27 protein-coding genes are annotated in these 22,974 nt (G+C 55.0%); 23 read left to right on the top strand and 4 right to left on the bottom strand.

Translation table 11 applies throughout. The features are described 5' to 3' along the window. Positions 1-130: 130 nt before the first annotated feature. The 11 genes from P1X16_RS05310 (at position 131) to P1X16_RS05260 (ending at position 5,928) form a co-directional block, all read left to right on the top strand. Positions 131-445 (top strand): hypothetical protein, encoded by a 315-nt coding sequence (locus P1X16_RS05310; RefSeq protein WP_277226817.1) that lies wholly within the window; start codon positions 131-133, stop codon positions 443-445. Between the two features lie 31 nt (positions 446-476). Further along, on the top strand, positions 477-905 hold the full coding sequence (locus P1X16_RS05305; protein WP_277226816.1) for a hypothetical protein: 429 nt from the start codon (positions 477-479) through the stop codon (positions 903-905). Between the two features lie 36 nt (positions 906-941). Further along, positions 942-1,271: a hypothetical protein gene (locus P1X16_RS05300; RefSeq protein WP_277226815.1), complete on the top strand. Its 330-nt coding sequence runs from the start codon at positions 942-944 to the stop codon at positions 1,269-1,271. An 87-nt stretch (positions 1,272-1,358) separates the two neighbouring features. After that, entirely contained in the window at positions 1,359-1,487 is a 129-nt protein-coding gene (locus P1X16_RS05295) for a hypothetical protein (RefSeq protein WP_277226814.1), read from the top strand. Positions 1,488-1,642: 155 nt separating this feature from the next. Continuing rightward, complete coding sequence (locus P1X16_RS05290; RefSeq protein ID WP_277226813.1) at positions 1,643-2,242, top strand: hypothetical protein; 600 nt, start codon at positions 1,643-1,645, stop codon at positions 2,240-2,242. A gap of 146 nt (positions 2,243-2,388) precedes the next feature. Next, the gene (locus P1X16_RS05285) at positions 2,389-2,583 is read left to right on the top strand and encodes a hypothetical protein (protein ID WP_277226812.1); all 195 of its coding nucleotides are present in this window, start codon (positions 2,389-2,391) and stop codon (positions 2,581-2,583) included. Beyond that, positions 2,580-3,410 (top strand): phosphoadenosine phosphosulfate reductase family protein, encoded by an 831-nt coding sequence (locus P1X16_RS05280; RefSeq protein WP_277226811.1) that lies wholly within the window; start codon positions 2,580-2,582, stop codon positions 3,408-3,410. The genes P1X16_RS05285 and P1X16_RS05280 overlap by 4 nt, the downstream gene beginning before the upstream one ends. Then, positions 3,407-4,495, top strand: coding sequence for a hypothetical protein (locus P1X16_RS05275; protein ID WP_277226810.1), 1,089 nt, complete (start codon positions 3,407-3,409; stop codon positions 4,493-4,495). The genes P1X16_RS05280 and P1X16_RS05275 overlap by 4 nt, the downstream gene beginning before the upstream one ends. A 4-nt stretch (positions 4,496-4,499) precedes the next feature. Then, positions 4,500-5,369: a hypothetical protein gene (locus tag P1X16_RS05270; protein WP_277226809.1), complete on the top strand. Its 870-nt coding sequence runs from the start codon at positions 4,500-4,502 to the stop codon at positions 5,367-5,369. After that, on the top strand, positions 5,366-5,512 hold the full coding sequence (locus P1X16_RS05265; protein WP_277226808.1) for a hypothetical protein: 147 nt from the start codon (positions 5,366-5,368) through the stop codon (positions 5,510-5,512). Before P1X16_RS05270 ends, P1X16_RS05265 begins: the two co-directional genes overlap by 4 nt. Next, the gene (locus P1X16_RS05260; protein WP_277226807.1) at positions 5,509-5,928 is read left to right on the top strand and encodes a hypothetical protein; all 420 of its coding nucleotides are present in this window, start codon (positions 5,509-5,511) and stop codon (positions 5,926-5,928) included. Before P1X16_RS05265 ends, P1X16_RS05260 begins: the two co-directional genes overlap by 4 nt. A 12-nt stretch (positions 5,929-5,940) precedes the next feature. Here P1X16_RS05260 and P1X16_RS05255 read toward each other — a convergent pair whose 3' ends face one another. Continuing rightward, positions 5,941-6,315 carry a hypothetical protein gene (locus tag P1X16_RS05255; RefSeq protein WP_277226806.1) on the bottom strand — a complete coding sequence of 125 codons (375 nt, stop codon included), beginning with the start codon at positions 6,313-6,315 and terminating at the stop codon, positions 5,941-5,943. Between the two features lie 59 nt (positions 6,316-6,374). Between P1X16_RS05255 and P1X16_RS05250 the strand changes: the two genes are divergently transcribed. Genes P1X16_RS05250 through P1X16_RS05225 form a run of 6 tightly spaced genes read left to right on the top strand, consistent with a single transcriptional unit; the run spans position 6,375 to position 10,305 of the window. Continuing rightward, complete coding sequence (locus P1X16_RS05250; RefSeq protein ID WP_277226805.1) at positions 6,375-6,701, top strand: hypothetical protein; 327 nt, start codon at positions 6,375-6,377, stop codon at positions 6,699-6,701. Positions 6,702-6,705: 4 nt separating this feature from the next. Then, positions 6,706-7,002, top strand: a complete 297-nt coding sequence (locus P1X16_RS05245; protein WP_277226804.1) for a hypothetical protein — start codon at positions 6,706-6,708, stop codon at positions 7,000-7,002. Between the two features lie 15 nt (positions 7,003-7,017). Further along, positions 7,018-7,845: a terminase small subunit gene (locus tag P1X16_RS05240; RefSeq protein ID WP_277226803.1), complete on the top strand. Its 828-nt coding sequence runs from the start codon at positions 7,018-7,020 to the stop codon at positions 7,843-7,845. After that, on the top strand, positions 7,842-9,275 hold the full coding sequence (terL, locus tag P1X16_RS05235; RefSeq protein WP_277226802.1) for a phage terminase large subunit: 1,434 nt from the start codon (positions 7,842-7,844) through the stop codon (positions 9,273-9,275). Before P1X16_RS05240 ends, terL begins: the two co-directional genes overlap by 4 nt. Positions 9,276-9,310: 35 nt before the next feature. Continuing rightward, positions 9,311-9,610 (top strand): hypothetical protein, encoded by a 300-nt coding sequence (locus tag P1X16_RS05230; protein ID WP_277226801.1) that lies wholly within the window; start codon positions 9,311-9,313, stop codon positions 9,608-9,610. Beyond that, positions 9,610-10,305, top strand: coding sequence for a hypothetical protein (locus P1X16_RS05225; protein ID WP_277226800.1), 696 nt, complete (start codon positions 9,610-9,612; stop codon positions 10,303-10,305). Before P1X16_RS05230 ends, P1X16_RS05225 begins: the two co-directional genes overlap by 1 nt. 86 nt (positions 10,306-10,391) lie before the next feature. Here P1X16_RS05225 and P1X16_RS05220 read toward each other — a convergent pair whose 3' ends face one another. Further along, on the bottom strand, positions 10,392-10,739 hold the full coding sequence (locus tag P1X16_RS05220) for a hypothetical protein (RefSeq protein ID WP_277226799.1): 348 nt from the start codon (positions 10,737-10,739) through the stop codon (positions 10,392-10,394). 94 nt (positions 10,740-10,833) lie between these two features. On the opposite strand from P1X16_RS05220, the gene P1X16_RS05215 reads away from it, so the two are divergent. Further along, the gene (locus P1X16_RS05215) at positions 10,834-11,298 is read left to right on the top strand and encodes a hypothetical protein (protein WP_277226798.1); all 465 of its coding nucleotides are present in this window, start codon (positions 10,834-10,836) and stop codon (positions 11,296-11,298) included. Between the two features lie 18 nt (positions 11,299-11,316). Beyond that, positions 11,317-13,638 carry a GDSL-type esterase/lipase family protein gene (locus tag P1X16_RS05210; RefSeq protein ID WP_277226797.1) on the top strand — a complete coding sequence of 774 codons (2,322 nt, stop codon included), beginning with the start codon at positions 11,317-11,319 and terminating at the stop codon, positions 13,636-13,638. A 29-nt stretch (positions 13,639-13,667) separates the two neighbouring features. Here the strand turns inward: P1X16_RS05210 and P1X16_RS05205 are convergent, their stop codons facing one another. Next, entirely contained in the window at positions 13,668-13,871 is a 204-nt protein-coding gene (locus P1X16_RS05205; protein WP_277226796.1) for a hypothetical protein, read from the bottom strand. Positions 13,872-13,945: 74 nt separating this feature from the next. After that, positions 13,946-15,085, bottom strand: a complete 1,140-nt coding sequence (locus P1X16_RS05200) for an acyltransferase (protein ID WP_277226795.1) — start codon at positions 15,083-15,085, stop codon at positions 13,946-13,948. Positions 15,086-15,458: 373 nt separating this feature from the next. On the opposite strand from P1X16_RS05200, the gene P1X16_RS05195 reads away from it, so the two are divergent. Genes P1X16_RS05195 through P1X16_RS05180 form a run of 4 tightly spaced genes read left to right on the top strand, consistent with a single transcriptional unit; the run spans position 15,459 to position 22,865 of the window. After that, on the top strand, positions 15,459-16,022 hold the full coding sequence (locus P1X16_RS05195) for a hypothetical protein (RefSeq protein ID WP_277226794.1): 564 nt from the start codon (positions 15,459-15,461) through the stop codon (positions 16,020-16,022). A 10-nt stretch (positions 16,023-16,032) separates the two neighbouring features. After that, the gene (locus P1X16_RS05190; RefSeq protein ID WP_277226793.1) at positions 16,033-17,859 is read left to right on the top strand and encodes a hypothetical protein; all 1,827 of its coding nucleotides are present in this window, start codon (positions 16,033-16,035) and stop codon (positions 17,857-17,859) included. Then, complete coding sequence (locus P1X16_RS05185) at positions 17,860-20,046, top strand: hypothetical protein (RefSeq protein ID WP_277226792.1); 2,187 nt, start codon at positions 17,860-17,862, stop codon at positions 20,044-20,046. Then, positions 20,046-22,865 carry a hypothetical protein gene (locus tag P1X16_RS05180; protein WP_277226791.1) on the top strand — a complete coding sequence of 940 codons (2,820 nt, stop codon included), beginning with the start codon at positions 20,046-20,048 and terminating at the stop codon, positions 22,863-22,865. Before P1X16_RS05185 ends, P1X16_RS05180 begins: the two co-directional genes overlap by 1 nt. Positions 22,866-22,974 lie beyond the last annotated feature (109 nt).

Genomic DNA, 22,974 nt, shown 5'->3' with positions numbered 1-22,974 from the left:
TGTTGCCAATGTCCTAATTGAGTGGGGTAAAAACCGCAAAACAGGCGGCTAATTTTTTTGCCTTGTTCATCACAAAAAATCACAAAAATTAGAATCAATCACATTTTATCACATAGAGTCTCTAATAGCTATGACAAGCCTAGAACAATTAGCTGCTCTGCCTAACCAATATCAGCAGCTTGAACAGCGCCTTGTGCTCTTAGAGCAGCGACTTACAGCCTATGTCGAGTCAGTCAATGATGAGGTGGATACACATGAGGCCCTAAAGCTAACTGGCATTAAGTCTCGCACCACGCTCATTGAAGAGCGCAAGCGGCCTGGCACACTGCTTCAATACAGCAAGCATGGCAAGAGCGTCAGCTACTCTCGCAAGAGCTGTATCGACTACAAGCTAGACCGCCGCCTCCATCAGTACCCCGCCACCTCCTTACGGATAGCCTCCTAAATCTTCCTCCCGCTTCATTCTTCTAGCCGAGATGAGCCTAGCCACTGCCTCTATTAATCCTGCTTTCACTGTAGTTCCAGGCTATCTGCCGACTCGTGAAGCCTTAGCCTTCTGGCTGACCAATCCGCTGCTACTGGCAGTACACCCCCGCCTAATTGCCGAGCGCACCGAGCAATACCCCGGCTGGAATAGCCGAGAGCAGCTAGGCTTATTGACTCGCTTAAAGTCTTGCCGAGATAAGCTGAAGCATCAGCAAGCCGTGCGCTGTGACTCACTGCCAATGGCAGAGCTACTACGCCTCATCAACTCGCATGAAGCAGTGCTCAGTGAGCAGGAGCGGGTGAACGTGAGAGCCTTTGCCTTCCGCCTGCACAGCTCAGAACACCAGTGGTACTACGACTTCCTGCAAGCTGCCTTCGCGCTACGGGAAGAAGCTGAGTACCAAAAGCAAGCCGCCTAACCCCTTCTTCTTTTCACCCTTTAGCCATTCTAGCCGATGGACTATCAAGCAATTGACGCGCTGCGCGTCGCCAATCAGGTAGCACAAGCCAAACACGATGCTACCCAGGATTTAATCCTAGCGCTTACTGCCGATGGGCAGTTGAGCCCGCAACAAGTTAGAGCCGCTCAGGCCGCTTGCAAGCCTTTCAAAGTCGCAGCGGACAACGCGCACAAGGCTTACATGAGCGCTGTAGCGGAGCAAACCGAAGAAATCGAAAGCAAACTGCCAATGGCCGCCTTGCGCCTGGCCGCCGAGAAGCGCATCAGTGTGCGGCGCTTGCTGCTTCAAAATTTCGATAAGCCTGCCTTATCTGCCCTGGTGTAATGGAGCCGGTCAAAGTGCCCTGCCTCACCTGCGCTTGCCGCCTTACTGATCTAGTCACCACCATCCGCTCCTTACTCAAACCCACCCATGAAAAAGCTGGAAATCTTCCTCAAACGGCTTGACCCCTTCTTAGTCGAACTCTTCTGGCGAGTGCTGGCCTGCCTTCTGATCAGCACCGTGCTCGGTGTCACCATCGGCAATTTCCTCACCCAATAGGGCAAAAAGAAAGGGGCCCCGCCCTAGCCGACGGTGCCCCCAAATCCTAATATTTCTTCAGAACGTCACAAATATAGATGGAAACTTCGAAAACCGAATCTCAACGGGATAAATTAAATCGGCTATTTAAGTCCTATGGCCTTCTAGCTGAAGATGTGCATAAGCACAACCACTATACGATCATTCGCCGCACTGGCATTGAGAAGATAGCGGCCAAAGAGGGAATTCGCATCACGTTTGAAGTGTGCACTGCTCAGGCGGATTATGCGGCAGTAAAGGCCACGGCGAAGAAGCCAGTAGGCACCAAGTTTATAACGGTGGAGTCCTTTGGTAGTGCTTGCCAAGCCACTAGCCAGAACAAGTACTATCTCGAAATGGCAGAGAAGCGGGCCAAGAGCCGCGTTATCCTGCAAATCTCTGATCTATATCAGGAAGGGGTGTACGGTGAAGATGAAGCCGACGACTTTGCCCGTAGTCGCAATCCCGAGCCGGAAGCGCGCCCCTTAGTGCCGGCCGCGCAAGAGCCCACGCCGCCGGCTTCAGCCGCCCCGGCTCCCTTCGTTACACCCGACCAAAAGGAAGAGGAGCCTCTTGATAAAGCTATCGTGGTGGCCATGCTCAAGGATGCGGATACGCTGGATGATCTGCGCGGCCTGTGGCTCGGTGAGGCCAAGCCCTACCACAATGATATAGATGTGTATCAGGCGAAGGAAGACCGGAAGGTGTACCTGCAACTCAATCAGAAGCTAGCCTAGTCATTGCCGCCCTGCTTCCCGCCGGTGGCAGGGCTATTCCTTTCCAATCGATTCGAATTGCACTCATGTTAGAGAATAGAAATTCCCCTATACAAGCTCCGCAGATAACCTCCCTATCTGCTTTGTGCACGGCTATTGAGCGGGGTATGTCGAAAGAAGATGCCCTAGCCGCTTACTATAGCCAGCGCACTACCGAGCAACTAGAAACAGAACAGAGTGAGTGCGCGAAGACTACGGCCCGCTGGGAAGAGGCAGGCCGCTTGGATCAGGTAAGTATTCAGCGGGGCCGGCTAGTGGCTATTGGTGCCGAACTGAGCAAGCGGAAAGGACTGGCAGCATGAACCTACGTACTCAACTAGACTTCTTTCACGATGCAGGGCCGGACGTTCCCGCTTTGGTTGCAGCTGGTGCCTTGTTCGTGGTGAACCACAGCGGCGGCAAGGATAGCCAGGCTATGCTCATTCGTTTGATAGAGCAGGTGCCAGCCTCCAACCTGTTAGTAGTGCATGCGTCACTTGGCGAGGTAGAATGGCCAGGTGCTTTAGAGTTAGCCCAGCAACAAGCTGAAGCAGCGGGCCTGCCATTCATAGTGGCACGAGCTGGTAAAACCTTCCTCGAATTAGTACAGCATCGTTTCGAGAGGTATCCACACGCCCCAAGCTTCCCACAAGCGGGCAACCGTCAATGCACTTCCGATCTGAAGCGTGGTCCTATTGAGCGAGAAATTCGCCGGTATGCTAAGGCTAATGGCTTTACTACTATCATCACTTGCATGGGGCTGCGGGCCTCGGAAAGTGCAGGCCGTGCTAAGGCTTTGCCGTGGCGCCTTAATCAAAGTGGCTCGGTAGCTGGGCGCACTTGGTATGAGTGGCTACCTATTCACACGCTCTTTACAAGTGAGGTGTTTGCTATCATCCGTGAAGCTGGACAGGTGCCCCATCATGCTTATGCCCTAGGCAATGAACGCTTAAGCTGCTGCTTCTGCATCATGGCCAGTCAAAACGACTTGCGTAACGCGGCTCTGCATCGGCCCGAGCTATATGCTAAGTACGTGGCCCTAGAAGAGAGCACTGGCTACACCATGCACATGAGCCGCAAAAGCCTACCAGAACTCACTGGCTTATCAGTACGGCAAGCTCAGCGCCTTCATGAACTCAATACCCCATGAGACAGGCCCAACGCTTCCTACACGCCGAAACCGGCGGCTCCTACAAACTACCGACTACCCGCGCTATGCTTCCTATCCGTCAAAATCTAAACCGTCTCACTTCTCTCAATCGCACCCAGCGCGCGGTGCTGATTGAGGTTGTAACGATGGCAGAGAATGGCAAGCATAAAGCCTTCACGACGGGCAACAATCATTTGGTTGAATGTATTGGCGGCACGGTTCGCACTATCAGCCGAACCCTAGCAGTACTTGAACGCTTCGGTCTGATTGCCTCCACTGGTGCCACTAAGCTGCGTCGTATCACACCAGCGGAGCGGCTGCGCGCTTGCTACACTGGTACTGAGCCTGAGCAGTTCGCTGCCGTGGAAGAGCTGAATGCAGCGCTCGACAAAGAAGAATCCAATTTGTCTATAGACACAAAATCAAGAATGTCTATAGACAAAACGGAAATGTCTATAGACAAAACAAGTGATGTCTATAGACATTCAGAGTCAGTGTCTATAGACATTCAGGGTAGTGTCTATAGACAAACAGGGTCGCCTTATAAGGAAACCAACAACGAACAGTATAAAGAACAACAGAAGGAGGAGGAGGCGCGTGCGCTTCGGTCCGCCCTCGCCACCGCCGAAAAAAAAATAGAGGCGTTGGAAAATGAAAATGCAAATCTGGTTTCTGACCTGAAGACAGTTACCCACCAACGGGACCAGCTTCGCCACACGCTGCTAGGCCAACGCCCTGACGCGTCGGCTTCGCACACTGAGGGGGGGCCGGCGCTGCGAGACTTCGCCGCCTCGCAGTACAGCACCGAGGCGGGCTTTCGGGCCCTAGCCGCGAAGATCAACTGTGCTACGGCCTGTGCCGCCTACTACCTGCCTGATATGCGGACCAAAGCCGAAGGGCTAACGCCTCGGGACGAAACCGGCTGGAAAAACTACGTGCACAGCTGGCTTCGCAAAGAGCGGGACTCGGAAGCCGGCCTGGTTACCAACCTGGCTACGCCTAAGCTGGCGAAGGCCGGGCAAGTGGAGAAGCGAATGAGTGCCATTGAGCAAGCCATGGCACTAGATGACAACGCAAACTTCTAGCCGTATGAGCACTGCCTTAGCCCTACGCCCGGCCCTGCAACAGCAACTACCGCCTACTCTGTCTCCGCAGATTCGGCAAGCCGCCGCCTTGCTGCTCAGTGAAGAGCCGACCGCCTTATCCTACACGTCGGTTGATCTGCGCAAAGCTCTCTACCAGCCCATTAGCGCGGTGGCCATGCTGGTAGGACACAACAACTCGCTTTCCGATCCGAAGGACTTGCAGATGATGGGCACCGCCCTGGCTGCTGTGGTACACCGCCGGTTCCCGTCCTTTCGGATGCCGGAAATAACTGAGGCCCTGGTACGGGGGGCCTCGGGCGAGTGGCCCCTACCCAACGGGTTCCTGGCGCCCACGCTACCCAACTTCACCCACTGGCTTAGCTGCTACCAGCAGCAATGCCGCTCCGAGGCGCTGAAGGTGTTACAGAAAGTTGCCGAGTCGCAGCAACCGCAGCTACCTGCACCCGACTTCGAAAGCCAGTTGCCCGAAGCTGTAGCGCAGCTGGCAGAGCATGTGGTAGCGCTCGGCACCTTCCCGGCGGAGCTTGACCCCGGCAACCTAGCCTACGAATGGCTCAAGCGTATTGGGGCCTTCAATGGCTTCAAGACGCAAGCCGAGTATGCGGCCATGATGCGGAAGGAATCTATTCTGCTCACCAAGGCCCGCGCGGCTGATCAGAGCCACCGGCACCAGCTCAACTCGTTTGCCGAGGCCCTGCGTAAGGGGTGGCCTTCTGATCATCCGCTAGCCAAGTCAGTGCAGAATAACTGCAAGAAGCGCTTGCTACGGGAATGGATACGCTACCACATCGCCCGCCAAACTGATCTCAGAACCTGGCTTACTGAGCTGAGCCAACAACGCTTAGCCGCATGAGCAGCGTCAGTAAAAAGCGCGAATACCTGCGCACGCAGCCCACCGAACGGCTCCCCAAGCTGCTCACCATTTATGCCCAAGATCAAGAAGCAGTGAAGCTTATCGAAAAGGAAATTCAGAAACGCCAACAACTATCCGCATGAAAACACCTATCACACTTCGCCAGATCAGCATTCTCCGCAAGGCCTGTGAGGAAGCCACGCCGGCGCCCTGGCGTGTTGCTCCGCCTAATTCTCGCTTTGGCTGTATTCTCTCGGCTCAACCTGACATCACCAAGAATACCCTCATGCTAGGCCACGGCCTGAGTGAAGAGAATGCCAACTTCGCTCAAGCTGCCCGCGCGTGGATGCCGCGGCTACTGGATGAAGTAGAAGCTATCCTACGGGCACAGCTCGACCCCTGCCCCCGCCCCCCGTTCGGTTGGGCATGCTGCAAGGGCGCTGGCCACGAAGGGCCCTGTGCTATGCGGCAAACGGATGAGTGCTTAGACCTGCCTTGGTTGCAGCCGCTACAGGCACTGCCTACCTGTGATGGGATATGCGGTGATTCTAGCTCGTAAGCTCACTTGCGACTAGTGGTGCATATAGTGGTAATTAACTCCCTGCGTGCCATGCTGAATGCGCAGCTTCGTCAACAGCAACCAAGTAGTTGCTTGGTGTCGTGCATCTTCATCAGTGAAGAGACTCGCAGAATTATGCACTGCTGACTGTCGCTGCAGAAGTGTCAAACGCATAAAAGCGTGCGCCGGCTCTTTTCCTTCTATGCTTCTCTCATAGGCATGGGTCTCGTGAAGAGTAGTACGAAGCGTATCCCGCATCAGTCGATGGGAATGCAACCAGTCTTTGCGCTCGGAACGGGTCAAGCTTTCCCACCACTGGTTCCACAATGCTGTTTCGCGTTTCGCCTCCTCAACTCTTTGCTGCTGTAACTGTGCTAGATTTTCCATACCACCTTCCATTTAGCAGGCCAAAATATGATTAGATCGAAAATAGAGCAACCTGAACTATGATACGCACCGCCTCCCGAGTGGATGCCAACCAAAAGCAAATCGTGACCGCACTGAGGCAAATAGGTGCCTCAGTGCTCCACGTGCATCAGCTCAAGAACTGCTTTGATATCCTAGTGGGTTATCGAGGCCGAACCTTCCTCATCGAAATCAAGACTTCCCCAAAGGAGAAGCTGACCGATGGAGAAGCCGAATTCAAAGCCAGTTGGCGCGGCTCTGAATACCACATCGTCTACTCGGTAGACCAAGCCATTCGCCTCGTAACCGCCCCCGCCCTACCTGCTATGAAAACCAACTGCCTATGTCAAACATCTACGCCTAGCTAAAAACATGCTTACCCTACTTCAGCTATCCTTCCCATTTGCACCAGAAGCCGCCCCTGTTGCCCTTATCACTCGTCGCCGCTATATCAGACACCAGCGCAAGCACGTGCTCTGGCTACAGCGCAATTATTGCATGTATACCCTGAAGGAGGCCGCAGCCCTATTGGGTCTTACTCCAGCCAAGGTGCTCTATCTCTGCCGCACCCACCAGATCAAGAAGCGGGCTCCTAATCGTAAGCCACACCCGAAGAAGGTGAAGGTGTTGGAATTCGCACATAATCCAATTTTGGCAGTAGCCGCCTAGTAGGTTCGTACTACCATGAAAAAGGAGAAGGAGAAAGACGCGGCCCAACTCGCACTCGAAAAACTGCCCCCTCAGCAACGCAAATTTGTTGAGGCTTACTGTTTGTCGTTCAATGCCACGAAAGCGGCCCTAGAGGCCAAGTACAGCGCGAAAACTGCACGTACTCAGGGTAGCCGCCTGTTGACAATTGTTGACATACAAAAGGCGGTGAAGGCAGTGCTTGCCACGTCGGCTATGGAGCCCGAAGAGATTGCCGCCCGGTGGACTGCTCTCGCTCGAGCTGGCCTGAGTGACTTCTATACGAAAGTCGAGTATGAGGAGCGGAGTACAATTCAGCAGCCGTTGGAGGAAGCCATAGCGCAGATGTGGCAGGAATACGAATTCGATAAGGAGTATACCTACCGCTCTGCTGAATTGCTAGGGTTGAAGGATGAGGCGCTTTCGGAGTATGTAAAGGACTTGGTGAAGCAGGAAACCCGCCTGAAGCTGGATGAGCTGCGCTACCGGATGCGTCTGGAGCGAGACCCGAAAGCCTTCCGCTTTATAGACGGGCCGAAGGTGAAGAAGGAGCGGATGGAGTTGGACCTAGTGAAGGCAGAGCAGCTAGGTATGCTCGACTTGATTAAGAGCATTGTGCCTGGTGAGTTCGGTTTGAAGGTGGAACTCCGCAGTCCGGATGCTGCCATGGATAATCTAGCCAAGTGGCGCGGCATGCTCACCAGCAAAGTTGATATCACCACCGGCGGCGCGGCCCTCGGTGGTCCCGACCTCTCGAACCTCAGTGATGAGGAACTAGGCCAGTACGAAACTTTACTCCGCAAAGCCACTCCGCCTAAGTCGTGATTGCTACCCTAGACCATGTGTTAGCGGAAGCCTGCAAGCGGCGCTTCTTTCGCTTCTTCTGCGAGTTCTGGGAAACCATTGAGTCAGTCGAGCTGCGCTTGAACTGGCATATTGAGTTTGTCTGTGACGTATGCCAGGAAGCCTACGAACGCTGGGAGCGTGGCGAGGATGCCGAAGATGTACTCATCAACATTCCCCCGGGTACGAGTAAGAGCACCATCGTAAGCCAGCTCTTCAATGCCTGGTGCTGGCTTCGCACGCCCGGCATGCGCTTCCTGAGCTCGTCTTACTCTTCCGACCTTGCCGTAAGCCACGCAATCAAAACGCGGGACTGTCTGAAGTCCGATAAGTTTCGCCGGCTCTTTCCCGGCCGCATTGAATTCAAGGCGGATGTTGATGGTAAGACCAACTACCGCAATACGTCGGGAGGGCAACGGTTCGTGACTTCTACCAACGGCTCGGCTATCGGTGTGCACGCAGACTGCATTGTCATTGATGACCCGCTGAACGTGAAGAAAGCGGCCTCGGATGTGGAACGTAAGTCTGCTGTAAGCCATGTGCAGCAAGGCTTGTCTACTCGTAAGACCGATAAGCGCCGCTCCTTCTCCATTATGGTGATGCAGCGGCTTCATGAGTTGGACCCCGCCGGCGAATGGATAGCCAAGAAGAAGCGGCTTCGGCACATCTGCTTACCTGGTAGGCTCAGCAAGGACATAAAGCCAGTCGAGGCGAGTACTCGGTATGTGTCGGGCCTGCTAGATCCAGTGCGCCTAGATGAGCATGCGCTTCAGACGCTGCTAGCCGATATGGGGAGCTATGGCTTTGCTGGGCAAGTACAGCAGACGCCCTCCCCAGAAGAAGGGGGCTTGCTGAAGAAGGCCTGGTTTAAGAAGCTCACGTGGCCTGAATTCTTGAAGCTGCCTGGTGCCGTTGGTGCTGTGTGGAATTTCGATGCTGATACCGCTTACACCAACGATCAGAAGAATGACCCTTCAGCCGTGATGGCCAGCGCCTACCTAGGCCAGAACCTGTATGTGCGGCATGTGTCGGAGCACTGGCTAGAACTTCCCGAGCTGAAGCGGAAGCTACTGGAGATAGTGAAGCCAGAGAACGGCTATACCACTATGAGCCGCTTCTATGTCGAACCCAAAGCCACTGGTAAGAGCGTAGTGCAGGAGCTACGCAGCATCTCGCAGCTGAACGTAGTGGAGGCTCCTACGCCGAAAGATGACAAGCCCACGCGAGTAAATGCTGTTGCTCCATTCATTGAGGCGGGCCGGGTAATTCTGATTGATGGCTCTTGGAATGATGCCTTCATAAGCCAGGCCGCAACCTTCCCTACCGGCGCGCATGATGACATGCTCGACTGTCTGACGCAGGCCATAGCCCGCTACAACAAGCCAAAGACAAGCGGCTTTGCTTGGAGCTAACCACTTATAAAATCTATCCTTTCATTTTCTTTCAAATGCCACAGCACACCCTTACACCAGAGTATGAGCAAACCCTACGCGAGTTTGCGGACCGGCTTCCAATGCCCTCAGTAGAGCAACCACGCCCGATGACTGGCGCCGAAATCATGGAGCAATATCCTGACATGAAGCAGATTGATGGGAAGGACGTGAATCCGAAGCAGCTCTACAAGGTCGGTACCGGTGTGACGGCAACCAACCACTTCCGCCGGCTGAAGAAGGCTTATGAGGAAGGAGGCCAGCCCGCCGTAGTGAAGTACCTGGTGCCGTACATTGAGTTTATCCGGCCTGAGTAATGAGAAACATCATTCTTCGTGACGTAAAGAAGAAGGCTGTTGCCACTGGCCAGCTTCCCGAGGGCTGGCATGAGGTGACGCTAGGCACCTTTCTAAAGTATCAGGAGCGGCCTGATCAGATCCGCCCTACTCCGCTGGTACTCTCTATGCTCACCGGCATTTCGGAAAACATCCTTGCCGATGACGTAAGCCTATGCGTGCCGATCTGGAAGGAGCTGACTTGGTTTGAGAAGACGCTTCCCGACGGGGAGCCCGTCACCAGCTTCACACTGGCCAGCATCGAATATGAGCACGTGGGCAATCTGCAAAAGATCAATGCAGGCCAGTTCGAAGCCCTGACGGACTTTATCCGGGACCATAAGTCAGATCCAGTGCAAGCCTCACCTTATTTGCTGGCAGTATTCTTCAAGCCTAAAGGCAAGGAGCAAACCCCATGGGTAGTCGAGAACACGGCAGAGGCATTTCGGGAGTTACCGATGAGCATTGCCTACCCAGTGGTGAAGGATTTTTTACGGACTGGGGCGAGCTCTGCCCTCAGTATCCAGACCTATTTGGCGGTTCAGCCAAAAGCAGAGCATCTGCTTCAGACCCTCGAAGCTACTTTGCAGAGTCCTGGGGCTTCGAAATCGTACTCCAAGAGGTTGCTACGCTATCTTTCACGGATGTGGATACGGTCCGTGCGAGGCCAGCTCTGAGCGTGCTGAACACCGCTCAGTTTCACCGTGAGAAAGACCGGCTCAATGCAAAGCCCACCCACTAGGGGTGGGCTTTTTGCTTGATACTAGTTATCCTGATCTGAATCAGAATCGTGATTTGACTGGTTAGGATAACCCGAAATGACGCCTCTCCAGCCGGTCAGATCCTTGCCATGCACATCAAAAGCAACAACACGAGCATCATCAATTGAAACACCATATGGCGCTGCTTTCGCCCGAATTGAGCTCATCGCTTCCTCCTGGGTATACTCCGGGTGAAACAAGACATTATGAGGCAATGCGGTTTCAATTTCGGTGGCACCATCGGTGGTAAGAAACCCTCTAAAAGCATCTAGAAAGCCAGAAATGTGCATCAGATCATGCCGTATCTCTTTCTGATTGTAAGGAAGCTCAAATGTTAGAATGCAAGCCATAGAGGAGGGATTAAGGTTAGGTGCTCAAGAATACATAAAAGCCCTGCATAGTTGGCTTTTTTGTCACAGAATGAGCCGCTACCCTTTCTAGGGTATGCAACCTCTCGACTACTCCGGCGCCCTCGACTACCTGATAGGTCTGGGCACCCGTCATAAGCAAATTAAAGAGTCCCGTAGCGGCTCCTTTGATCCGGACCCCAAGGGTGCAAGCAAGTGGCCACTGTTCTTCATTGAAGAGGAGCCGGAGGCCAGTGAGCTCAACCCCGGAGCCGACATCTTCTCCTTCGCTTTTCAGATCCTGACCAAGCCAGAGCGCCAGGGTGGCACGCCTACGCGCGTCATGCTCCAGCAAATGAAGGTGCTCGGTGATCAGCTCGTGGAACAGATCCGACGGGAAAACATGGTCGTGCTCCATAACAAGCCTTCTAAGCTGGCCATTGCCGGCACCGGCTCGGACTCCCTGACTACCGGCTGGCGCTACGAGGTGCAGTTGCAGGTGATCAACTCCCTGGACCGGCAAACCAATGAGGACCATTTCGAGCCTCTTCCTACTGCTTAATTTTTTACTATTCATACAATGCCACTAGACTTAGACGATCTACAATTTCCGGACAAAGCGGACGGATCAAGTTTCTTTTTCGGCGCCGAATGCAATGCCATTCGGGACGCAATCAACAAGCTTAACGCTGGCCTGAGGGAGTTAGCCGAAGGTGGTGATGCGCCCGTCGTGGCGGTTAATCCTACGCACCGGACGGGCGCCAGCTTACCAGCCAACTCACTCGGCGTAGATGCTGATACCTACCTCAATACGGTGACCGGCTACTTCTACCAGCGCAAAGCGGGGGTGTACGTCTTCATCATGGCCACGAAAGGAGCTGATGGAAAGTCGGCCTATCAGAGCTGGCTTGATGCTGGAAATGTGGGCAGTGTTCAGACCTTCCTTAATTCACTCGCTGGTGAAGATGGGGAGGATGGAAGCCGGGGCACGCAGTGGTACCGCGTGTTTTCCAAGCCCGCCAACACGTTTGGGCAAGAAGGGGATTTTGCTTTCGAAGCGATTACGCTCAAGACCTACCGGATCTACCACAAAGAGAATGGCGTTTGGGAGCTGATTACTGATCAAAGCGCCGAACCAAGTTCAGTGGTTGCCCCTCCAGTCCCAACCACGTACACGGCCACGCTCCAGAGCTATACGGCTACGTGTGGAGTAGATAAGCCCGGAAGCGGCCCTTCGGTAACGCGCACCAACGCCACGGAAACGAGCACCGTCAGCCAAGCCGATGCCAACGCCAAGGCGCTGTCCGTAGCCCAGGCGCAAGCCTTGGCCGCGCTGGTGTGTACTGTTGCTCCAGGGAATGTGTTGCCCACGGCCAATGCTGGTAGTGACGCCACGATTCAGCTTCCCACGAATACCATTCAATTGCAAGGTTTAGGCTCGGATTCTGATGGAAGTGTGACTTCCTATCAGTGGACGCAGATAACCGGCCCGAACACGGCGGCGCTTGGCTCTTCCACTAGTCAGAACACCACGGCGGCGGGACTGGTGGCGGGAGTGTACCAGTTCCGGCTCACGGTCACGGATGATAAAGGCGGCACCAAGACCGATGATGTAGTCGTGACGGTTAATGCGTCGGCGGGCACTACCTATCAGGTAATGGTGGAAGCAGACAGCACGGCGGCTTCGCTAGAGCGGAACGGGTCGGCGGATGCCTTTTTAGAACAGCTTCATGCGCGTATGGCTGCGGAAACGCAGTTCACCGGCTGGCTTAACTTCGGTTGGGGTGGCGACACCTGGACTCAGGGAGCCGCCTCCATTCAAATGAACTCGGCAGCGCAGCGCGCCGAAGTATTAAGCGGCAAAAGCAGCACGGCGGCCAAGAACATTCTCTTCCTGTATGCTGGCATAAACGAAATGCAGTACGGGGCGAGCGCGCAAGCGTCCTATAATGCGCAGGCGGCACTCGTTTCTTACTATCAGAGTCAAGGCTTTACGGTTATTGTCAACACGATAACTGGCACGCGCAGCCCGCTGAGCCCGGAAAACTCGGAACTCTGGCAACGTATCCGGGCCTATAATAACTTGTTGCGGACGGCCTTCAACAATGGGCTGAACGGGAATATCCTGATGGATATTCAGACGCACCCGCAAATGGGGGGCTACGATGGGCCGCTGAATACTGAATTTTTCCGTGACCTGATCCACTACACCCCGGCTGGCTCGTCAGAGATAGCCGACTTCGCACAGCGCGCCTTGCCGTTTGCCGTTGCGGGTACGCGTCGTGTTATCAACTATTCGGGCACCAGCACCACGGCCACGCTAGAGGAGATACCAACTACTGTCTATACCTTTTTTGACTCGGGCGACCGGGCGAACGGGGCGGTGAACAATGGTTGGGTAAATCCAGAAATGTTCGTCATTGAATCAAATAAATTCAAGTCGGTTGGCTCCTTTAGCTCCGCCCCGATGGTGCGGCCTGCCAATGAAGCAGGCAACCGGCAGCGGGGCACAACCCGCGTTGTCTGGGCTGGTGGGGAGCGCACGTATGGAACCGTGTGTAGGTACAACCAGGGCGGCAATTATTACATGGCCTACTTTGTGGACGCGGGTACTTTCGTCAACATTGGCTTATTCCGCATCAACAGCTTTACGGGCGTAACGCAGCTTACTTTTCAAACCAACATCAACCCGCAACCGCTGGTAGTAGGCACTACCTACAGCTTAACAATGGTGGCCTTTGGTGACCGTATACTAGCTTCCCTCCTCGCTCCTGATGGTAGCGTATTGGCGGGGGTAGACTATACCGACTCAGCACCGGAAAAACTAAGCAGTGGTACGTGTGGCCTGACCGCGGGGAGTGCTGGCTTAGAATATCTGGACTTCTTCACGTCGGACGTATAGGGCAATGCTTGATGTTCTAGCACTAACCATTACCACAATTGGTCATTGGTAAAGCCATCGTTCTCTGCTCGCTCCTTCTTGCGGCGTTCGTCGCGTAGATACTGGTAGTAAGGGTTTTGCTGGCGGCGCCATAAAAAGTAGCACCCAATAAGAAGAGCCGCTACTAATGCTAAAGCGAAGTATCCTTTCCCTCTTTGGGGGGCGGCGACTAGTAGAATCAGGAACTCATGCATAGAGATAGGGAATAGGCCGCAAAGATACAGGCCAATCTAGGATATAAGGCAGTGCCCCACAGCACTATAAGCACTTAGTGCTGTGGGGTGAGTAGGCGGTGCGCAGGCTTTTCCACAAACTGATATAACAGCCATGCCACACACACAAGTAGTAAAAAACGCACGCCCATATTCTCGGTTACAAAGCGCGAGATGGCGGTGTTAAGTACTCCTAAATGAATTAAATAGAAGGCATAGCTGGATTTGCCGAGTTTGTCCATCAAAGGGGTCTCTAGTACTTTCCGCAGCAACGTTTGCTCGGCTAGTAGTCCAAAGAAGAACAAGGCTACTCCAATTGGCAGCACCACATTATTGACCAGTAATAAGGAAATGGTTTTAGCAGTACCGTAATAGTAAAATTCGGTAGCCATTAGAGCTGCTATACTTCCAGCAATCCACAACAACCCAAACACAGTAGCAAATGGCTTGCTTCTGACCGAAGGAGTGTTGCGCTTCACGTATAAAGCCAAAGCTATTCCACAGATAAACTCAAAGCTGCGCCCCAAAAAAGTCACGTAGAATATAAAGCCTAGGTTGCGGAAAAACCCAAAAAACTGATGTATGGGGCGCGATAACTCAAACAGCATAACGGCAACCAGCGCTAGGACGACTGGGGCAATCCACAAGGACCACCTGCGCCAACGAATAAGTAAAAACAAGATTGGTGCCGCTGCATAAAAGCTTTCCTCGACGGTAAGGGTCCAACCTTGAGCAATTCCCGTGACTTTTAAATCATCAAAAAAGCCTCGTAGAAAGGTCAGGTTTGTGAAGATGATAAACGGTTTATCCCAATTAATACCACTAATCCAAGGGCGGTCTGCATAAACTTGAGGCCACTGCTGCATCAAAAGGAATGTGAGACAGGTAAGCAAAAAGTAAAGCGGGTATATCCTTGCTACGCGCTTGCGGATATAGCCTGCAAACCAAGATGCACTAATCTCGAACCGCTCATAGTAACGAACAGTAATCAGGAACCCTGACAAGACAAAGAAGATTGTTACTCCGATAAAAAGCTGGTCTTTAAATAAGGCCCACCAAGTTCCCGCATCAGCAGATTCATGATGAATAAATACGATATAAGCGGCAATTGCTCTAATGCCAGTAAGGGCCGGAAAATATAACGCTGAGGTAGTTTTAAGAGGCTCAGCATAGGTGATTGTTGTACTAGTAGGCAAGTGGTATAGGTTAGATGAACTGCAAATATAAAGGACGATATGGCAAGCGAGCTACGCTTTGGAATGGTCACTGCAGGTCTGACGGCAAGACTTGAAAGGTGGATCCTTATGATGAAATGTTATCTTTCCGCCTCGGAAACGCACTATGCTTAATATTAATCGCAAGAAAAAGCACCGCCGGTCAAAACGTTATCGGCCAATAAGCCTTCAGACCAAAATTGGATGGGTGTTGGTTGCACTCATTATCTTCTTTCTAATCTTTGTTGTTTCCCGCTACGGCTGGTAGTACATCCCCTCCTTAGAACACTTCGCCCCGACCTCCCCAGGCCGGGGCTTTTTTTGTCACAGAATAGCATGGCTCCCTTTCTAGGGTATGCCAACCCCTTCCCCTATTCGTGACATCCTGCTAGCCATTGGTGAGGCAATCCGGGCGGAGCTGCTTCGCCTTGCGGACGCCAACGGCAAGTATCCCCTCCGCTCCAACTCCAAGCTCAAGCAAACGGCGCGAGTAGAGGTTACGCAGGGTCGGGGCACTAGTGGCCGCTTCGAAGGCTATACCGCCAACAGTGCGCTTCAGCTCTACGCTGAAGAGTACGCGGTGTACTTGGATGCCGGCCGCAAGCCCTTCACCAAGAAAGTCCCGATTGCCGCGCTGGTGCAATTCATCAAGAACCGCAACCTCCGGCTACGAGACCGGCAAACGGGGCGCTTTTCCCGCAAACGGGTAACACTCAAGGGCAAGGATGGGGCGCCGAATGTGAGCGTGAATCAGCTTGCCTTTATGATTCAGAATGCCATTTACAAGAACGGCATCCGCGGCAGGCACTTCATTCAACCCGCGTTCGACCTAGGCCAAAACCTAGTCGAAATCTACTTGGACAATCAGCTTTTAGATTCTATCAGCTACCAACTCGACCGCCAGTTACTAACGGTCTAATCCTGCTTTCATGCCCGCAGTTCCAACGATCCTAATTCAAAACTTCTCTCAGAGTTGTACGCCAACCGGGGGGCAAATCAGCTTTTATTTGCGCGTGACAGGCGGTTCCGGGGCTGCTGAGACAACCTTCTGGACGCTGAGCAAGCGCACGCCAACTGGACAAGAAGTGGTGTATAGTGGCAATAAGCCCGGCCCCTACAACAGCTTCAGCCAAGCGGGTATTCCAAATGGAGAATACCTATTGGACGCCAGTAGCAATGACTTCGCCGCAATTCCCAAGAGCGTAACCATTAGCTGCGCAGTCATTCCGCCTATTGATCCGCCTGGTGATGGTGGCGGTGGCGGAGGGGGCGGCCCTATTGAGCCGCCCGTACCAACGTGCAATGATCCGGAAGCCGACAATTACGGCTCCACCGCTAACGGGGGTGCGTGTGTATATTCAGATCGGGTTACGGCAGAAGAGCTACCGGAGCTGGTAGCCAACGGTTCGCCGGTACGGGCAACCCTGCATTCCGCGCGCGTGGGTGGCACGCCGGCGAAAGCCTACGTGGATATCTACCTGCAACCAAATCCGAATGCAGGCGGGGTAATCATCCTCAATGGGCACCGCCTCGAATACGGGCCGCTAGAGAAAGCCAACCGGTTTCTGGATGCGCCTTCCTTGGCGGCGGCTCTACGGGCAGTGCCGGAGCTGGTTGCGCGCCACGAGATTGTACAGCCCTCGGCAACGCGGGTGTACGTGATGGCCCTGGAGGAAGGCCCCGCCTGGAATCCAGTGGCCTCCACTACGGATCCCGACCACTTCCACATCTACCATCACGAAGGCGCGCCGCGCTATCATAGCCAGCGGCGAAGCGAGTGGGGCGTGTACTGCGAAGTGTGGGCTGGGTGCGGCTCTGACTTTGGGGGTGTGACCAAGAAGAGCAGAGCCAAGCTAGCCATGAAGCTGGAGGTGCGGTACCGCCCGGATAACAACTATGTGTTCGACATAGCCGACGCCTTGCGCCAGTATACCTCGCATGAGCTGGTGACGGTGCCCGGCCATATTCCTTCCCGGATGGTGAGTTACTTCCTTCGCTTCGGGGAGATGTACGCGGATCAGCCCAACGGTTTCCGCCGGCGGCGCAACATCTACGAAACCGGCGTCAAGTGGGCCTTGGAGGCAGTAGAGGTGCCTGAGGAGTTGGCAACCGGTTTCCGGGTGCTGAGCACGCAACCCCTCCTCCGGCAAGGAGGGGCCTATCAGGTTACGTACCTGCTGCTCTCGGCAGCGGTGGCCAGCACGCTGGAGGTACTGGCTACCGAGCGGGACTTTGCTGGCGCAACCACTACCACTGCTCAGGATGCATTGCCCGGTATCACGGCTATGGGTGGCGTGTACTGCTTTCCCTGGCAATTCAACCCCTCCAAGCGTACCGGCACGCTCGGCTTTAAGCTGCAACCCGGAGCCGAGGAGATACGGGTACTCAACCTGAGGATTGCGCCAGCGGATGTACGGAGCCTCACCTTCGCCAACCGGCAAGGCGGGCATGATACGGTAGTGTTCGCCGGCATGGAAGAAGACAGCCTGAAGCGAAGTCCGGCAACCTTCCAAAACGGCCAAGGGGAGCAGATCCGCCGGGTTGAGGTAGACCTTCCTAAGCGCCTGCACTCCGGTTTACTGGAACTGGCCTACTGGCGGTGGCTGCGGCTGGAACTGGCTAGTGCTCCCTCCGGCTGGATCGGGCAAAAACCAGTCACGATTAGTGATTTCGACGCCCAAGGCGACCCAATAAAGGCCGAATACACGGCATCAGTGGAGCATAAGACCGCCCCCATCAGGGGGCTGAGCAACTAAATGAGGGCTATTTATCTGGAAATTGATGGTCAGGTAGTGGATTTACCGGCCAATTCGAAGGGTTTAATCAAGCTCATGCAGGCGCAAAACGCCTTGGCGGAGCTGGAAACGCGGGTTGGGGAGTACTCTTGGCCCCTGACGTTGCCCCTAACGCGCCGTAATTGCATCGTTTTCGAGCAAAAACAGCACCCTCAAACGCTCGATAAGTTCAGCAAAACCGATTACAGCTACTTCTTACGCTGTGATTCGGAAGTGTTTTACGGCACTTTCCGCCTGTCGAGCATCAAAAATGGCTTTACCGGTCAGCTCTTAGGCGAAGGCTTTAGCTGGGCGCTGGCCTTGGCCAACAAAAAGCTAACGGATCTGCGCTTTGCCGAGGTGGAATACAACGGCTCGCAGCTGGAAGCTATCCAAGCGCTCACCTGTGATCAGACGGATATTCAGTTTCCATTGGTCAGCTATGGCAACTTCTTCATTCCCGCCTCGACCACCACGAACCAAGAGGGTGAAGAGGAAGAGATACCTACACCGCCTCAGGCCACGCTCAGCTATCCGCTCAGCGTGGATGATTATTACTACGGGGTCTACTACCGCAACATCATCCGGCAGATTTTTCAGGAAATCGGCTGGCAGGTGCAAGGCTCGGTGCTCGACCTGCCCGAAGTAAGAGAGTGGGTGCTGACGTTGGCCGGAGGCGACATGAGCAAGGCCTGGGCCTGGGGCGGGCTGTTGCCGGCTTCCTGTGCCCGGCCTACGCCGGAGCGTTATTTCAGCTACTATGGCCGGGGGCCGCTCAATGGCTTCACCAACTCAACCATTGCCTTTGACTCGGAGCTGGACATTGCCTACTTCATGCCCCGCACCCAGCTCGTACAGCCCGGCGGCACGAGGGCGCTGGCCAGAGAGTATGCCGAGTACCTGGCGCCGAAGGAAGGCGTGTACGACTTCAGTGCGGAAATCAAGGTTACGGCAGCCACACAGCACGTAGACCGGGAAAACGATACCCGCGACCCGGCGCCCTACTTCAACAAGTTTGCGCCGGTGCTGGCGGCCCTCGTAGTGTTCCGCGGCGGGGAAGGCTACGCGGGTGCTGATGGGGGAATTTGCGCAACAGGTAGCTTCGCGCCTAATCAGGACCGGGTACTTTCTTCGGTGCGCCTCGACATTGCCGGCGGCTGGAACCTGCGCACCGGCACTTTCCCGCTGAGCGTATCCAATCTGTACTTGGAGCCCGGTGATACCGTTCGGCTGTTGCTCTTCGCCCGTCGACGCTACTCGCAAACCGGTGACGGGGTAGATGCTTACAAGCGCGAAGAGTTCAGCGTTACGGCTACCAGCAAGTTTGCTTGCACTCGCTACGAGGGTGAGCTGACGCTACAGCCTTCCGCCGGCTTGCCGGCCTTGCTGCAAAAGGACGTGGTGAAGGATTTCATGAAGCGCACCAACACGGTACCGGTGGCGGATTTCTCGCAGCGCGTGGTGACGCTCATGCGCCGGCAGGAGCAGCAACGTGCCGCCGGCCCGGCGCTGGAGCTATCCGACCTCGTGGATCCGGAAGCGGTAGAGCACGTGCCGGTGCTCGGGGCCGGAGTGGGCCTGCTTTCCTTCCGGCCGGCGGAGGCTGAAGACTCGGGAGAGAAAGCCCCCTTGGTACCAGCCGAGACCGATGTAGTGAAAATTACGGTGGGCAAAGGCCCCGAAGAAAAAACCATCAGCACCCTGTTTGCGCCCGTTGCTGTGCGGTCCTACCGGCTTCCCTCCGGCGGGCGGGTGGGCATTCCCACCATAGCCAGCCTGGAAACGCTCAAGCAAAATTGCTCGGAAGTGGACTGGGATCTGAGCAGTCTGGTGCCCCGCTTGGTGCGGTACCGAGGCACGGACCCAGCGTATCAGATTCCCTTCCAGCTCCGGCAAGTGCCCTTAGCGGTAGCGGACTGGAGCGGGGCCCTAGCCTGGGACGGGGAGCAAGGGGCAATACAAGCCTTCTATGCTGGCACCGTCGGGCAAGCCCAGCGGGGCCACGTGAGCAAGTTCCCGGCGTGCCTCTCACCGCAGCTCTACCGCCAGCTTACGCCAGGCCGGGAGGTGTGGCTATTCGGGGGCCAATACACTGCCGAAACTGCCTCCGGCTTTGATCCGGTGGATGAGGCAGGACAAACTTCAATCGAATTACTGAGAGTAATCTAATGGCCAATCAGAGGAAAGTATACACCATTGAGATCCAACTGGACTCAGCCCGCCAGCAGCTGGAGGATGCCAACAAAAAGCTGAAGGAGCTGGATGAGCAGCTTCAGGGCTTGGACCGCAACAGTGATCAAGCGAAGGCACTGATTGCGGAAATGGCAAAGTTGGCGAAGGAGGTTGACGGGCTTACGGGTGAAGTAGGTGACTTCAGCTCCGCCCTCGACGATCTGAAGCCCGGTACCATTCCCGCACTGGAGGCGGAAATTGAAGAACTAGAGGAGGCGCTTCGGAGGACTGTCATCGGCACGAAAGAGCAAGAAGCTGCGCTGATCAAGCTCGGCAACGCGAAGGGCAAGCTCAAAGAGTTGGAAGATGCTGTTGACGCCTTGGACCCCAAGATGAAGGCCGCTGCGTTCGCTGACTTCGCCAATGGAGTTGTCGGAGCGTTTGCCATTAGCACCGCGGCGGCAGAGACCTTCGGCCTTAGCTCCAGTGTAGCGGAGGAATATCAAAAGAAGCTTCTTACGCTCATTACCGTGATGGATGGCGTAGAGCAGGTGTCGCGCGCCCTGAACTCAGAAACCCTCTCGGTGGTGAAGAGTAGCCTTGCTTCTGCCAAGGCATTCCTGGGCATGGGAGAAGCGGCTAGCACCGGGGCCAAAGTCACGAGGGCCGCGCTGATCAGCACCGGCATTGGGGCAATTGTCGTGCTGGTAGGCTTGCTGATTGCCAATTGGGACAGCCTGACGGAGTCCGTCCGAGGCTCCTTCACCTGGTTTGAAAAGGTGAAGGCGGTTACCTCTGGGCTGTTCAATGGGCTGATTGAGGGAGCCAAAAGCTCCGGTAAGATCCTGCTCAACCTATTCAAAGGGGATGCCGCTGGCGTGCTGTTGGAGGCGCGCAACTTCGGCAGTAAGGTTGGCGCGGCTTATATGAAAGGCTATCAGGACTCCTTGTTCGAGGATTACAAGCGCGTTATTCAAACGCAGCTTGATGAGAATGAGCGGTTCCTGAAGATTCGGCAAGCCCAGGGCAAGGAAACCTACGAGCTGGAAAAGAAGATTTTACTCGATAAAATCTTGCTTGCCAAGCAAGGTACCGAGGAAGAGAAAAAGGCACGCCGGGATCTAATTGGCGAATTGGCCGCTCTCAATGCGGCGCATAAGAAGCAGGAGGCAGAGGATCAAAACGCGCTGAATGTAGCCCGTTTGCAAGCGGCCCTGACGGGTTTGGAGACGCAAAAAGCGGAGTACTCGAAAGCGTATCAGAACTACAGTGCGCAGATCAGTCAACTGGAGCTGCAGGGGCAACTCTCTGCTGAGGCTGCCGAGGAGCTGCGGGGCGCGCGGCTAGCCAAGATCATGGATGAGCAGGCCCAGCGCGTGTTCGCCCAACGCCTAAAGATTCAGCGGCAGGAATTGGAAATCCTGAAAACCGCACCGCAGGTGAATGGGGCAGCAGTGCTTGCCAAGGAGGCAGAAATTGCCCAGACACTGGAGCAGAAGCGCCAGGCGTTAGGCGCCAATGAATTCGAGGCCTTTAAAGCGCGCAATGCCAACCTGGAAAAGCTGGAGCGTATTTCGGAAACCGAAAAAGCGGAACGACTGGCCAAGCTTCGGGAAGAGTTGGGCGCGAAGATCAATGATGGTACCGCTAAAAAGCTGGATCAGCTCAGCAAGGAAGCGGCGGAGCGGGCGCGCATTGCCGCCAACAGCGTTACGCCGGTTGGCGAGTTTTTGCTGATCAAATTATTCGGCGTTTCGGCGGATAAGGTGGAGGCCGTGAAGCAGGTCATCAACCAGGCCGTATCGGATATTGCCAACTCGCTCAATTCGATTGCGGATACGCTGCTTTCAGATGCCCTTGGTGAAGTAGAAGAAGAGTTGGCTGTGGCGCAAACCGCCTATGATGAAGCCTCTTCGAAGTTGGATGCTACCCGAAGCAAGCGGGAGTCAGATGAGGAAGCCCTGAAAACCGCTACTGGTGCCCGTCGTGATTTCCTGATTGCCCGAATTCAAAAGGAGCGGGCCGAAGAGGAGCGCCTAGCCGCTGCCAAGGCCAAAGCGGCCAAACAAGAGCAGGAAGCCCAAAAGGAAAAGGCCCGGCTGGAGAAGGAACAGCAGAAAGTCACGGCGGCCAACACCCTTGCGGCGAGTGCCTACAATGCGGTGCTGGCAGTGCAGGCCGCGTTGAAAGCCGTAGCCAAAGGTTCCGAGGTGCCGTTCCCGGCCAACGTGTTTGCCATTGCGGCGGGCCTTGCTGCGGTGGCCACGGCGGTAGTATCCGCTCGTAGTCTCGGCAAGTCGCTTGGTGATGGTGGGTTGCTGGAAGATGGGGGCGAGATCAAAGGTGGCAGCCATGCCAGCGGCAATGATGTGCCGGTGATGGGTGGCCGCTACCGGGTAGAGGGGGGCGAGATGATTACGCCGGTTGATGCCACGCAAAAGAACCGCTCGGCACTGGAGCTGATTCGCACCGAGGGCCGCCGGCGAACGCTGCTCCCCTCCGACTTCGCCCAGGCCGGCAACTACCGCGTACTGCCCGCCCCTATCACGCGGACTCAGGGGAGTGCTCTGGCAGATGGCGGGATTTTGGGTAGTGCTCCGGTTGGCAGCGCCAGCCCTGAGGGTAGCGGTATCACGCTAGCGGAGGTAGCGGCTCAGATCCAGCAGACAAATGCGCTCCTAGCCCGCGTAGTGAGCAGCAATGATGCGATTGCCAGCTACGGCCCGGCTCAACTGGCAATCGGTCCGGGGGAAGCGGTGGCGATTGATGGCCAGAAGAAATTAGCCGAGCAAGCCTCGGCTCCAGTGCGGCTCTAAAATCAGGTAGCTGAAAATATTTCTGTCACAAAATCGCTCTTCCGCCTTATATGGTTGGAGAGATGTAAAAAGGATTGGGAGAAAGAGCCGCGCTTGGGTAACGCGGCTC

The organism is Hymenobacter sp. YC55 (assembly GCF_029433095.1).
Taxonomy (GTDB): Bacteria; Bacteroidota; Bacteroidia; order Cytophagales; family Hymenobacteraceae; genus Hymenobacter.
This window is presented reverse-complemented; position numbering and strand designations above follow the sequence as displayed.